At 47.3% G+C, this 12,944-nt stretch carries 13 protein-coding genes; 12 read left to right on the top strand and 1 reads right to left on the bottom strand.

Annotated elements, in window-relative coordinates:
* Positions 1 to 12: 12 nt before the first annotated feature.
* The 5 genes from ACLGLO_RS05620 to ACLGLO_RS05640 all read left to right on the top strand — a co-directional run bounded on the left by ACLGLO_RS05620 (position 13) and on the right by ACLGLO_RS05640 (position 3,243).
* The gene (locus tag ACLGLO_RS05620) at positions 13 to 261 is read left to right on the top strand and encodes a hypothetical protein (protein ID WP_492127938.1); all 249 of its coding nucleotides are present in this window, start codon (positions 13 to 15) and stop codon (positions 259 to 261) included.
* 9 nt (positions 262 to 270) lie between these two features.
* Positions 271 to 705 carry a hypothetical protein gene (locus ACLGLO_RS05625; protein WP_492127939.1) on the top strand — a complete coding sequence of 145 codons (435 nt, stop codon included), beginning with the start codon at positions 271 to 273 and terminating at the stop codon, positions 703 to 705.
* An 82-nt stretch (positions 706 to 787) separates the two neighbouring features.
* Entirely contained in the window at positions 788 to 1,114 is a 327-nt protein-coding gene (locus ACLGLO_RS05630; RefSeq protein WP_492127940.1) for a transcriptional regulator, read from the top strand.
* Between the two features lie 151 nt (positions 1,115 to 1,265).
* Positions 1,266 to 2,438, top strand: coding sequence for a nicotinate phosphoribosyltransferase (locus ACLGLO_RS05635; RefSeq protein ID WP_492127941.1), 1,173 nt, complete (start codon positions 1,266 to 1,268; stop codon positions 2,436 to 2,438).
* 148 nt (positions 2,439 to 2,586) lie between these two features.
* Positions 2,587 to 3,243 (top strand): winged helix-turn-helix domain-containing protein, encoded by a 657-nt coding sequence (locus ACLGLO_RS05640; protein WP_492129148.1) that lies wholly within the window; start codon positions 2,587 to 2,589, stop codon positions 3,241 to 3,243.
* Positions 3,244 to 3,248: 5 nt separating this feature from the next.
* Here the strand turns inward: ACLGLO_RS05640 and ACLGLO_RS05645 are convergent, their stop codons facing one another.
* Entirely contained in the window at positions 3,249 to 3,527 is a 279-nt protein-coding gene (locus ACLGLO_RS05645; RefSeq protein ID WP_492127942.1) for a hypothetical protein, read from the bottom strand.
* Between the two features lie 148 nt (positions 3,528 to 3,675).
* Here ACLGLO_RS05645 and ACLGLO_RS05650 point away from each other — a divergent pair, with 148 nt between their 5' ends.
* The 7 genes from ACLGLO_RS05650 to ACLGLO_RS05680 all read left to right on the top strand — a co-directional run bounded on the left by ACLGLO_RS05650 (position 3,676) and on the right by ACLGLO_RS05680 (position 12,944).
* On the top strand, positions 3,676 to 4,476 hold the full coding sequence (locus ACLGLO_RS05650) for a slipin family protein (protein ID WP_492127943.1): 801 nt from the start codon (positions 3,676 to 3,678) through the stop codon (positions 4,474 to 4,476).
* 13 nt (positions 4,477 to 4,489) lie between these two features.
* On the top strand, positions 4,490 to 5,878 hold the full coding sequence (locus tag ACLGLO_RS05655; RefSeq protein ID WP_492127944.1) for an NfeD family protein: 1,389 nt from the start codon (positions 4,490 to 4,492) through the stop codon (positions 5,876 to 5,878).
* A gap of 90 nt (positions 5,879 to 5,968) precedes the next feature.
* A complete protein-coding gene (locus ACLGLO_RS05660; RefSeq protein WP_492127945.1) occupies positions 5,969 to 8,191 on the top strand; it encodes a CDC48 family AAA ATPase in 2,223 nt (740 codons plus the stop codon).
* An 18-nt stretch (positions 8,192 to 8,209) separates the two neighbouring features.
* Complete coding sequence (locus tag ACLGLO_RS05665) at positions 8,210 to 10,678, top strand: tRNA(Met) cytidine acetyltransferase TmcA (RefSeq protein WP_492127946.1); 2,469 nt, start codon at positions 8,210 to 8,212, stop codon at positions 10,676 to 10,678.
* Positions 10,679 to 10,718: 40 nt separating this feature from the next.
* Positions 10,719 to 11,507, top strand: coding sequence for a tRNA (adenine-N1)-methyltransferase (locus ACLGLO_RS05670; RefSeq protein WP_492127947.1), 789 nt, complete (start codon positions 10,719 to 10,721; stop codon positions 11,505 to 11,507).
* 85 nt (positions 11,508 to 11,592) lie between these two features.
* Positions 11,593 to 11,919: a hypothetical protein gene (locus tag ACLGLO_RS05675; protein ID WP_492127948.1), complete on the top strand. Its 327-nt coding sequence runs from the start codon at positions 11,593 to 11,595 to the stop codon at positions 11,917 to 11,919.
* Positions 11,916 to 12,944, top strand: a complete 1,029-nt coding sequence (locus ACLGLO_RS05680; protein ID WP_492127949.1) for a V-type ATPase subunit — start codon at positions 11,916 to 11,918, stop codon at positions 12,942 to 12,944. Before ACLGLO_RS05675 ends, ACLGLO_RS05680 begins: the two co-directional genes overlap by 4 nt.

The following is a 12,944-nucleotide window of genomic DNA, read 5'->3' on the forward strand; positions in this document are numbered from 1 at the left end:
GGATATGCGGCTATGTCCACAGCAATTCTCGATATTTCATGTGACGGAAATTCATTGACTGTGGAAGTTTCAGAGTATTCAGAGGACGGAGGGAAGCTGATAAATAGAAAAGTCTTCGGAAGCAAGGAAGAGGAAGTCAGGCAGCTGAAGATTAAGGGAGAGATCAGCATCACCACATCGATTTATTCCTACAGAGTTTCCATTGTAGTAGAAAAATTTAGTGAAGCGAAGCTGAAGGATGGAGTTTTGGTAATCAGTTAGGGGAGCCGCATGGAGCTGATGCTCAGAAAGGAGAGGTCAAGAAGCAAAAGCGGAAAGCATGCCTACTACGAAAACGCATTTTACATCAGCAGGAGCGAAGTCAGGGAAATCGAAGGGGAAGAAAAGAGAAGAGCAGAAACGCTCTACAGAAGCGGTGAAGCTTATGTTGTAGTGCCGAAAAAAAACAAAGAAGATGAAGTGATAGTGAAAGTGAGCCTGGTGAGAAACCTGAGAGGGAGAGTTAAAGGATATCTGGAAGTTCTCGACGGCAGCGGAAGGATCCTCCTCCGAACAAAGTATAATAAACTGAAAATTAGGAGATGCGAAGGAGACAGCAACTATGCTTGGGCTGTGAAGAAAGCTGCGAGCTTCCTCAACCTCCCCGTGAGGAGGTATAACTTCAGAACGGGTCAAAGCGAGGATGATCGGAAATCAGCGAGCTGACCCCAAAGCGGGATGAAGAATTCACGGACCGAGAGACTCGCTCGATAAGATATTATTCATAGCTCCAGAAGAGCTGTGATCCTTGAGCAAAGACTTCATGACCAGGAGAGAAAAAATATACGACCTTCTCAGCCAGCTGAGAGAGCCTGTCACAGCTGAGGATATTGCATCGATGCTGGGACTGAGAAGAGATGAAGTAAAATCAATTGAGATAGACCTCGAGTTTTTGATGAAGAGCGTTAAAAGAAGGAGCGGAGGCTCCGAAATCATAGAGATGATCCCTGCAAGGTGCTCATCTTGCGGCTATGAATTTCGGGAGAGGGATAAGGTAAAGAGGCCTTCCAGATGCCCCAGATGCAAGTCTGAGAGAATTCATGGGCCGTGGTTCTTTCTCAAGAAAAAGTACTGAAGCAATGAACGAATAGCATTGAAAGAAAAAGAATCTAGCAGTTTTCATTAAGCTTTGATTTTTGCGTTCTCTCAAAAATAATTGTATAAAGGAATGTTTTTTATTTTGGTGAGGCTAATTCTCTGTTCAAGATAAGCAAAAGGTGTTCAACTTGCCACTTTATATTGCAAAGGAAAGCGAAATCAAAAGCGGGGAAGCAACCGACGTTTACTTTACAAGAGTTAAAACCATCCTCGAGAAAGAGAACATGAAAGATCTGAGAGTGAGAGCAGAGTTTCACGTTTACGGCCTTCCTCCCGGCTATAAGTGGGCGGTTTTCAGCGGCCTGGAGGAAGCCCTCTACGTAATGGAAGGCAGGAATGTAGATATCTACTCGTTGCCGGAGGGAACAGTCTTCTTCGAGCGAGAACCCCTCATGATGATAGAAGGGAGGTACTATAATTTTGCCGAAATGGAATCCATTGTTTTGGGAATCCTCAGACACTACTCTTCCATAACATCGAGGGCAGCTAGGATGAGGGTTGCAGCTGGGGATAAAACCCTGCTCTTCTTCGGCTTGAGGAGCATTCATCCGGCCCTTGCGCCGATGGCAGATAGGGCAGCCTACATGGGCGGCGTCGATGCCGTGAGCGGAGTTCTGTCCCGAAAGTACAACAATCTGGAGCCAACTGGAACAATGCCTCACAGCCTGATAATAGTTTTCAACGATCAATCGAAGGCGTGGATAAGCTTCGACAAGCACATGGATCCCTCTGTCCCTCGAATAATGCTCGTGGATACTTTTTGGGATGAGAGAGCTGAAGCAGTTCTGGCGGCAAGGACGCTGGGCAAAAAACTGCAGGGAGTGAGGCTAGATACTCCTGGATCAAGAAGGGGAGACATGAAAAAAATAGCAGAAGAAGTCAGGTGGGCCCTCGACCTGGAGGGATTCAAACATGTGAAGATAATCATCAGCGGAGGTCTCGATGAAGAGGATATTTTGAAGCTGAGAGATGTGGCCGACGGATTCGGTGTTGGAACCTCTATAGCTTTCCCTCCGAGCATTGATATAAGCATGGATATAGTTGAGGTTGAGGAGAACGGCTCCTGGGTTCCGAGGAGCAAGAGAGGAAAGCTTCCGGGTGCTAAGCAACTCTATGTCTGCTCACCAGTGGAACGCTACATGGTCCCCTGGAATTCTCCTCCACCTTCATGCAAAGATGGCAGCTCTCCCTCTCCTATGCTGGTGAAGCAGATGGAAGGAGGGAGGATCATCGCTCAGCAGAAAAGCCTTGAAGATATAAGGAGCTACGTTCTGAAACAGCTCAAATTTTTAGAGCTGTGAAAATTCCCATTGCTTTTTCTTCTGCTTTTTACGGGTATTTCCTCGGAATGGTCAAAGAACATTCAGCAAAAAGAAACATATATAATGACCTAATGATATATATGAAAAAGAAAATAAGGAAAAAGGGGGTTGATGCGCTATTTCAGATATAGCAAAAGATGAAAGGAAGTACAGAACAGATACCGAGATCATATATGAAATGATGAGCGTAATTGTTTCCGGAGGAGAGCAGGGAATAAAGAAAACGCACCTCATGTATAGAACAAACTTGAATTCAAAAATGCTCCAGAAATATTTGAACATTCTCGAAAGGGGAGGGCTGATAACGGAAGTTACGATTGGAAAGCAGAAGCTCGTCAAACTAACTTCAGCAGGTATGATGGCATATTCAGCGCTCCAAACGTTGAACAATCTCTTGAACTTTTCTGTAGCAATTGGAGGACTGGGAGAGCAGCAGAAGAGCAGGTACCTTGAAGAGCTGAACAAAGCAGGATTCCTCGTTTCTTTTGGCAAAGCAGTCTTGGGAAGAAGCGGCATGCAGTACCAGCCTGATGCTATAATGGAGGTTAAAGGCGAAAGCTATCTGGTGAAGATCATTGTTGGAAAGAAGGGGTTCGAGAGCAATATAGAATTCCTCAACTTCGCGTTGATGCTTGTGGATAGTGAAAAGAAGGGAGTACTGATAACCGACAACGCAGATCTGGAGAAGTCCATTCCCAAGAAGCTGGTCGACGACATAAAGTTCGTCTATGTGATATCTCCAGAAAAGGTGGCTGAAAAAATAAGAAGCATTTTCCAACCTTAAAACAACTACTCTTCCATTCTTTTTAGCACTAATCTCATCGCTTCTTCAGGTTTCATCGAAGCATACTGCCTGGCTTTTTTAAGCATAATTTTCAGCTGGTCCGCAGTTGCATAATCGATGGGCCTGCCGGCCTCGCCACTCTGCTCCCATTTGGAGTAGAGAGCCTCCATAATAACTTCTATCATCTCATCGGAGAAAAATGCAGCCTTTATCCAGTTGCTGCTGTTCTCATCTATCAGGTTTATTATTTCGTTCTTCATTCTTTCGCTCTCGTTTCCTTCCAAAATCAGAACCTCCATTTTCATATAATCATTTGCGGCATTTATCTTTTCATGCCTCTCTCTTTAACAGGATCTAAGCTATAAAGCGATGGATAGAAGATGGTGAACCATTATATATGAGAGAAATCATATACAATAATGGTAGAAGCATATGGATGCGTATAGCACTCTCATTTCCAACCTTTCCGCCATTGTGCTAGTTCTCATATTCGTTCTCATACTCCTTTCCATGTCAGTTAAAGTTGTCAGAGAATATGAGAGGGCGGTGATATTCAGGCTGGGAAGGCTGATGGGAGCAAAGGGACCCGGGCTGTTTCTAATAATCCCGTTTGTAGACAGACTGCTGAAGGTTGATCTTAGAATAGTTGCCGTAGATGTACCGGAGCAGAAGAGTGTGACGAGGGATAATGTCACAGTTGGAGTTGATGCCGTTGTTTACTATAAAGTCATCGATCCGGTCAAGGCCATAGTAACCGTGGAGAATTATTCCTATGCTGTGCTTATGCTGGCGCAGACCACCCTCAGAGACATCATCGGACAGGTAGAGCTGGACGATCTCCTATCGAAGAGGGACGAGCTCAACAAGAGGATACAGACAATTCTGGACGAGCTCACCGACCCATGGGGAATAAAGGTCACAGCAGTCACCCTGAAGGAGGTAAAGCTTCCAGAAACCATGCTTAGAGCCCTGGCCAAGCAGGCAGAGGCTGAAAGGTTCAGAAGAGCGAGGATAATTGAGGCGGAAGGAGAGAGGCAGAGCGCAAGCATCATGTCAGAAGCGGCTACATTCTATGAGAGCCATCCCATGGCTATAAGACTGAGGGAGCTACAGACTCTCATAGAGATTGCGAGAGAGAAGAACCTCATCATTGTGACTCCAGAATCGAGGACGGAAAGCTTGGGGACAGTTGTGGGTCTCTCTAAAAGCCTTCAAGTGAAGAAGGAAGAGTGAAGGTCACGAGCTCATGCCCAGTTCCCCAAGAGCAGTGAAAAGGTTCGCGATTTTAGCATTTTTTGCAGCAACCCTTCTTTCGTTCTCTCTCCAGCTTTTCAGCATTCCAGCAGTTGCGCAGCCCCTTAGCACTCATTCAATAGGGCAGAAGGTGGTAGTCATCCAAATAACCGGGGTAATAGATACTGCTATGGAAGACTACGTTTCGAGCGCTATATCTTACTCCGAATCCCAGAATGCTGTTCTCGTCATTGAGCTGAACACTCCTGGAGGGCTCCTGGATTCTGCAATGAATATAGTCACTATGATAGATTCTTCTACTGTCCCTGTTGTTGGCTACGTAGTAAACCGATGGGCTGAAAGCGCTGGGACCATGATACTTGTTTCCTGTCACATAGCAGCAATGCAGCCGGGAACGATTATAGGATCAATGCAGCCTATAGAGTACAATCCAACAACGGGAGAGTATACTCCAACAAACGAATCCAAAATAATCAACCCGATATTGACTTTTCTGGATGAGCATGCTGGAAATAAGGGGAGAAACATGACAGCGATCCACCTCTTCGTCACCGAAAACCTGAATTTGGGTGCTAATGCTGCGCTTGAAAACCACGTCATAGATTACGTAGCATCCTCTCTCGATTCTCTACTGCAACAGATGAACGGAACCGCAGTCTACATACCTTCCGCTGGAATCAACTATACTCTCAATACATATGGGGCCAGCATCGAGTACTTCAGCATGTCGCTCAGGCACTACATTGTGCACGCCCTTTCGGATCCAACGATATCAACCCTCCTCCTGTCTCTGGGAATAATGATTCTCCTCTTCAGCATAATATCAGGCCACCTCGCCGTTACTCCCATAGGCATGCTGATGATGCTCCTGGGATTTTTAGGTAGCGGGTACAGCATAAGCGCCACCTCTGTTCTTTTGATACTGCTCGGTGTCATACTCCTGTTCGTTGAGCACGCCGTTTTGCCCGGCTTCGGCGTAGTTGGAGCCACTGGAATAATAATGCTGGTCCTCGGGATAGCTCTGATGCCTACAGGAGCGGGCTATTCCTTCAGTCAAGAGTACGCTACAAGCTTTCTCTATGCAGCCTACGGAATAGGAGTAGCTTTCGGAGCTTTCACAGCTTTCATTGTCTACAAAATACTGAAGGTGAGGCGCAAGAAGCCCTTCGAGTGGAGGCTGGAAGGATTGAGAGGCACAGCTATAGATCCTATTTCCCCTGAGAAAGAGGGTTACATAAAGCTGCAGGGAGAATATTGGAGAGCGAGGAGCAGGAGAGGAGAAATAAAGCCTGGAGATGGCGTTGTTGTTATTGCAAAGGAAGGCCCCGTTCTGATAGTGGAACCTCTGGAAGAGGAGAGCGGAAAAGGAGAAAATAAATAAAGAGATGGAGGTAACTAATTATATGCTTATGATGTATTTTGTTATGAGAAAAGCTGAAAACAGTTTTTCATCTTACTAGAGGAGATGGTTATGGAGAAAGAGATCAAGTTGGTAGTTGCTGAGGCGAGGTCCAGAGATGTTGGGAGGAAGAGAGCAAGAATAAGCACGAATGTGATGAAGAAGCTCGGCCTCGAGACCGGGGACTTCATAGAGATCGAAGGGAGGAAGGGCAGCGTTCTCGCGCAGGTCTGGCCAGCTTATCCAGAGGATGAGGATACGGACATAATAAGAATAGACGGAATCATGAGGAAGTCAATTGGAGTCAGCGTTGGGGAATCTGTAGTGGTAAGGAAAGCCGAAGCTTCCCCAGCAACCAAGATAGTTCTCGCTCCAGCCGAAAACGTGAGGCTGATTCCCGAAATATATGAAAGTATTGCCCCACATCTGAAAGAAGAGTTAGAAGAAAGCATAGCTTCGCAATTGAAGGAAAAGCTAGAAGGGAAGCCTCTTAGAAGAGGGGAAAAGCTTCAAATTGCTCTTTATCCGCTTGGTGAAGAGATAACGATGGTTGTGGTATCGACGCAGCCAACAGCGAATGTCTATGTAACTCCATCAACTCAGATTGTGGTGAAAGAGGAGCCGGAAAAGGGAGCTATAGAGGCCGGAGAAGTTCCGAAGGTGACCTGGGAAGACATTGGGGACCTTGAGGAAGCCAAGAGAAAGCTGAGAGAGATCGTGGAGCTTCCAATGAGGCAGCCAGAGCTGTTCAAACATCTTGGAATAGAGCCTCCAAAGGGCGTTTTGCTCTACGGGCCCCCTGGTACAGGAAAAACTCTGCTCGCGAAGGCCCTCGCAAACGAAATCGGGGCATACTTCATTTCTATCAATGGCCCCGAGATAATGAGCAAGTTCTACGGGGAGAGCGAGCAGAGGCTGAGGGAGATATTCCAGCAAGCTCAGGAAAATGCGCCCTCCATCATTTTCATCGATGAAATTGACAGCATTGCTCCGAAGAGGGAGGAAGTCACAGGTGAGGTCGAGAGAAGAGTAGTGGCCCAGCTTCTGACTCTGATGGACGGCTTGAAGGAGAGAGGAAAGGTTGTGGTCATCGGTGCCACAAACAGGCCCAATGCTGTAGATCCTGCTCTGAGGAGGCCTGGAAGGTTCGACAGAGAGATCGAAATAGCCCCTCCGGATGTTAAGGCGAGAAAGGAAATCCTATTGGTCCACACCAGAAACGTTCCCCTCGCGGAGGATGTGGATCTGGATAAAATTGCAGCAATGACCCACGGCTTCACAGGTGCGGATATTGCTGCTCTCGTGAAGGAAGCAGCTATGAACGCTGTGAGGAGATTCATCGAAGAGAAGAAGATCGATATAGACAAGCCGATAAAGCCCGAGGTGCTGAAAGAGCTCAAAGTGACCTGGAACGACTTCATGAACGCAATGAAGGATGTGCCGCCCTCTCTTATAAGGGAGATCTATGTAGAGGTCCCTAACGTCAGGTGGAGCGATATTGGAGGGCTTGAGGAGGCGAAGCAGCAGCTCAGGGAGGCTGTGGAGTGGCCTCTGAAGTACCCAGATATATATGAGAAGATGGGAGTTAGGCCCCCGAGGGGTATATTACTCTTCGGTCCTCCGGGTACTGGGAAGACGCTGCTGGCTAAGGCTGCTGCTACAGAGAGCGAGGCCAACTTCATAGCTGTGAGGGGTCCGGAAATACTGAGCAAGTGGGTCGGGGAGAGCGAGAAGGCTATAAGGGAGATATTCAGGAGGGCAAGGCAGGTCGCCCCAACAATAGTGTTCTTCGATGAGATAGATTCGATCGCTTCAGCAAGGGGCTTCAGATATGATTCAAGCGGTGTAACAGACAGAATAGTCAACCAACTGCTCACAGAAATGGATGGAATAGAGCCTCTGTCGAACGTAGTAGTGATCGCTGCCACCAACAGGCCGGACATACTCGATCCAGCTCTGCTGAGGCCGGGAAGGTTCGATAGGCTGATTTACATTCCTCCACCGGACAAGGAGTCCAGATTGAGCATATTGAAGATACATACAAGGAAGGTCCCCCTTGCTCAGGACGTTGATCTTGCCAAGCTGGCTGAGATGACTGAGGGATATACTGGAGCTGACCTTGAAGCACTGGTCAGGGAAGCTGTGATGGTTGCCCTCAGGGAGAAGCTTGAGGCGCGCCCTGTCGAGATGAGGCACTTCCTGAAAGCTATGGAGCAGGTGCAGCCCTCTCTTTCAAAAGAGGATATTGAGAAGTACTCCAGGCTGGCTAAACAGCTGAAAAGGCTGGCAATGTGACTCGGGGGCTCACTCAGTTTGCTTGGAAGGAAGGAAATAGAGCTTTTTTCAAAGAAGAGGATTTCTGAAGAGCTCGAGAAGCTTTCTCCAGTGCTCAAGAAGTTTGCCAGAAGGATAAGAAGGAACACCAAGAAGTACATAGAGAGCAGGCACAGGAGACTGATAGTGCTTTCAGGCGGGGACCCAGGAAAGCAGGGCTTCTATGCTGGGTACATCGCTCATCAATATTCTCTGGAGTACAAAAAAATAACCGAAAAAAGACCCAAAGTTCTGTACATATACCACGATGAAGCAGACGATTCGAGGATCAGGAAGGAAGTTTTCAGGCTGTTCCTCAAGATGCGTAAGGCGGGCGAAGAGAGGGAGATCGACGTATTTGAGAAGAGCGAGAAGTATCTTGGAACCACCTACGATGTGCTGGTGCTCGATCTTTCCGATGACCTTCGGCCAAACGATGTTGGCAGACTTGTAGAAACTGTCAGGGGAGGAGGGCTCGTCATTCTCATAACTCCTGATTTCCAGGACTGGCCTAACAAGCTGACGATATTTAAGCAGAGGCTCCTTGTTCCCGGCTACTCTGAACCGAGGCATGTTTTCATAAGGTGGTTCATGAATACACTCATGAAAGCAGAAGGATCATATATCTACAATGTTCAGGAGGACAAACTAATCAAAGTTGCGAACGTTAAAATCGAGAAGCCAAGCAGAAAGGAGGAAATTGAAAAGCTTCTCCCCGATAGCATGCGGTTCCCCAGAAAGCTGTATAGTTTAGCTTTAACTGAAGACCAGGTGAAGGCCGCTCAGGCTCTTGAGTCCCTGATCGATAGGCCCAAAAAAGGGTGGAAGAAGGTTGTTCTGATAACCGCGGACAGAGGAAGGGGAAAGTCATGCGCTCTTGGCATTGGATTGGTTGGGATTGCGGAATCTCTCAAATCAGTCAAACATAAAGTGAGGATAATCGTTACCTCTCCAGAACCGCAGAATGTTCAGTCTCTGTTCGCTCTAGCCAAAAAGGCTGCCGAAGTTCTCGAATACAAGGTGAATGCCGTTATCAAGGGAGGAAACGTCATCGAGCTTCAGGGCCCATTTTTCTCTATAGAATACTGGCCGCCGGCAGCCGTCCCAAAAGTGAAAGGCGACATTGTAGCGGTAGACGAAGCTTCAGGCATCCACGTTCCCCTGCTCATGAAAATCCTCAGGTCCCACGATAGAATCGCATTCTCTGCAACGCTCCACGGATATGAGGGCGGTGGAAGAGGCTTCTCGGTCAGATTTCTTGGAGAAATAAAGAGCTCCAAAAACATAGAGCTCATTTCGCAAGAAATGAAGACCCCTATAAGATATGGGGAGGACGACCCAATAGAAAAGTGGCTTTACAGAGCTCTATTGCTCGATGCCGAGCCGGAAGAGCTCAGTGAAAGAGACTTGGAAGATATAGAAAAGGGGGAGCTCGAGTACATAGAGCTAAAACCAGAAGAGCTCTTCACTGAAGAGATGGAGCCGGTGCTCAGGAGCCTGTTTGGAATCTATGTTTTGGCTCACTACAGGAACCAGCCAGACGACTTGGCCATGCTTGCCGATGCGCCTCACCACATGATAAGAGCGGTGAGAACAAAAACAAATAAGAAAATTGTGTGCTCGCTCCAGATAGCTGTTGAGGGGGGGCTCGAAGAAGGCCTGACGGAAACGCTGCTCCGGGGGAACAAGATACCCGGGAACATAATTCCTGACAGGGTTTTGAAGCACATAAGAGTCTGGGAAATGGGAAAATTGAGAGGAGTGAGGATAGTCAGAATCGCAACTCATCCTGAGGTCCAAGGAAGGGGGATCGGCTCGTTTGCCCTCGAGAAGCTGGAGGAAGAGATGAAATCGAAAGTCGACTGGATCGGCAGCGGATTCGGAGTTAACAGCAAGCTCTTAGCATTCTGGCTCAAGAACGGCTTCAAGCCAATCCACATGAGCCCCGATAGGAATCCGGTCAGCGGAGAATACACAATTATCGTTATGAAAGGTCTCACTGAGATAGCGAAGAGAATTGTGAGCGAAGGGGAAGAATATCTCAGAAGAAAACTGGTCAAAGGGCTGAGAGACGTCTACAGGGATCTTGAGGCAGATGTTTCCCTAGAGATTCTCCGCAGCATAAAGCGTTTAGAGGCAGAGATCCCTAGGCTGAGTCCAGTAGACATAGACAGGTTCTGGATATACGTATACGGGCCGATGACATATGAGGCTGTGAGCGACATTATGTGGGACATAGCGGTTTTCTATTTTGAAAGCGATATGGGGAGATTGATCAAGCTGAAAGAGAAAGAAGAAACGATCCTGCTATTGAAGGCACTGCAGGGGAGGGAGTGGGAGGAGATTTCCAAGCAGCTGTCTGAGAGAGAGATCGACGCCATGATGCATTTGAAAGATGCCAGCAGAGAGCTTCTAAAGGCATATTTTGGGAGGGATTCATCATCTCCTGTTGGAGTGCACATCACCTGAGAAAACTTTGATCTATTGCCCTGCAAATGGGTGGATGTCTGTGGGTACGGAATTCCCAGAAGAAGGAGATAGAGCGCTGTTGATATTTCCCAGCGGTGAAGAGAGGGTAGTTACACTGAAGCGAGGAGGAGCTATTCACACAAAATACGGTATAGTCAAGCATGAGGACATCTTGAAAAAAGCCTGGGGCTCCGAAGTAGAAACATCCACAGGTTTCAGAATTTTCGTTCAGAAACCCACTTTCACGGAAGTTGTTTATGCTATATTCTCAAGAAAAAGCCAGGTCATCTACGAGAAGGAAGCATCCATGATGATAATGGAGTCAGGGATAGGATTCGGCTCAGCTGTTGGCGAATCGGGGGTTGGATCAGGGTTTCTGACAGCTCACATTCTGCGCGCAATAGGAAGCGAGAAGAACTACTGGGGTTATGAAATGAGGGAGGACATGGCAGAGATCGCTGTGAAAAACTTGAGTCTCTTGGGATTCAATGTGCGGGACAGAATAATAATAAAAGATGTGAAAGAGGGAATCGAGCAGAAAGGCTTTCACGCTTTTTTCCTGGATCTTCCCGAACCGTGGGAAGCAATGAAGGCCATTCACAGCTCCCTCGCACCTTCTGCCAGGGTAGTAGCCTTTGTTCCAAGCGCTAACCAGGTGATAAAGACTTTGAGCGATCAGGAAGTGAAGAGAAGATACCATCCTCACAAGGTATATGAATTGCTTGAGAGAGATTATGAGAGGGAGGGAGAGGCCCTGAGGCCGAAGTTCTATCAGAAGTCATTCAGCGGATACATAATGGTTTTTCTGAAGAAATCTGAGATCCGTTGAAGTTTCTTTCCGAAGAAACTTTTATAGATATGTGAGGCCAATAATCCATTCAGCTCTTCAATAAACAGTGGTGGTTGTTTCAAAGATGAAGAGGGCATCGGGCACCGTGAAGGCCTTTGTGGAGTTCGAAGAAAAGGTTGAGTTGCTTCTGACAGAATATAAGAAAAAGGGCGAAGAGCTCATAGCCATTTCTGAAGAAGCGCTGAGTGAGCTGGAAAGCATTTCAAAGAGCATCATAGAAAAGGCCAGATCTGAGCTGGAAAGCGAGAAGGCGAAAGCTGAGGAAAGCTTGAGAAATGAATATGAAGAAAGAGAGAGAACCAGGCTGAAAGAAGTTGAAGAAAGGGGAAGGGCCAACATGGAAAAGGCTGTTGAAAAGGTTCTGGAAGCCTTCATGGGTGGCTACACTTGAAAACATATTCCTATCTTCTCCCCAAGCTGTACTCTCAGAGGCCGAAGTTCCTCAATCAGCAGGTTCTCAGAGAGATGTGTGAAGCAGGTTCTCCTGCAAAGGTGGCGCAAATTCTGAAAGAACATGGCTACGAAATCGAAGGCGCTCCCAGAGACTTAATCGAACTAGCATATCAAGTCGAGAGGGCAGCCCAGGAAAGGATAGATAAAATAGCTTCTCTCTCTCCAGAAGAAGCTGGTTCTTTCATAGAGATCTTGGACTCCTGGGACAAATTGTCCTCAATCATTATTGCAGTGAAAATTTTCGAGTCGACGGGAGATGTAAACAGAGCTCTCTCAGCCATATCATGGCTGAAGGACGAATCATTTAAGAGCTCTATTGCTCAGGGAACGCTCGTTCTCGGCAGCTCCCCTCCACAGTTGAAAGCGATCCTCTCTAAGGTCTTCGATGGTGAAGTTAGAGAGATAGCAGAAAAGTCCGTAAAATCCATGGAAGAGGGGGGCGGAGTAGCAGTCCTTCAGCTCAGCTTTCTATCGAACTTGAAAGAGCTTTTAAGCTCAAAAGCATCCGAGCTGAGTCAGAGCAGAAAAAGAGAAGTACTAGATGTTGTCTGCGGCTATTTGGACTACCTGTTCTTAATAACCTCCGTAAATGCTTACAGGATTGAGGGGAGCAAGAACACATCATCCCTCATTTCAAGGATGAGGGGATGCAGGCTCAGCGGCAGGGAAATATTGGAAGCTCTCCAGAGCGGCAACGTGCAGACGCTCTATACTAATATCATATCGGCTTATGGAGGATCTCCTGGAAAGGGCGAAAGCGCTGAGATTCAAATGATTAGAGCGCTGAGAAAGAAGCTCAGAAGAGCAGCCGAGCACAGGTATGCTTCTTATCCTTTCACTCCAGCGCTTCCCCTGGCAGCTGCTCTTGCGATAAAGGTCGAGAAGGCCGAGATAATGAAGCTTCTGCTCGAAATGAGCACTGGATTGAGCTGCGGCGAAGCACAGCAAAACTCCGCCCTATGA

It is taken from the genome of Fervidicoccus sp. SLHALR4 (genome assembly GCF_058692745.1).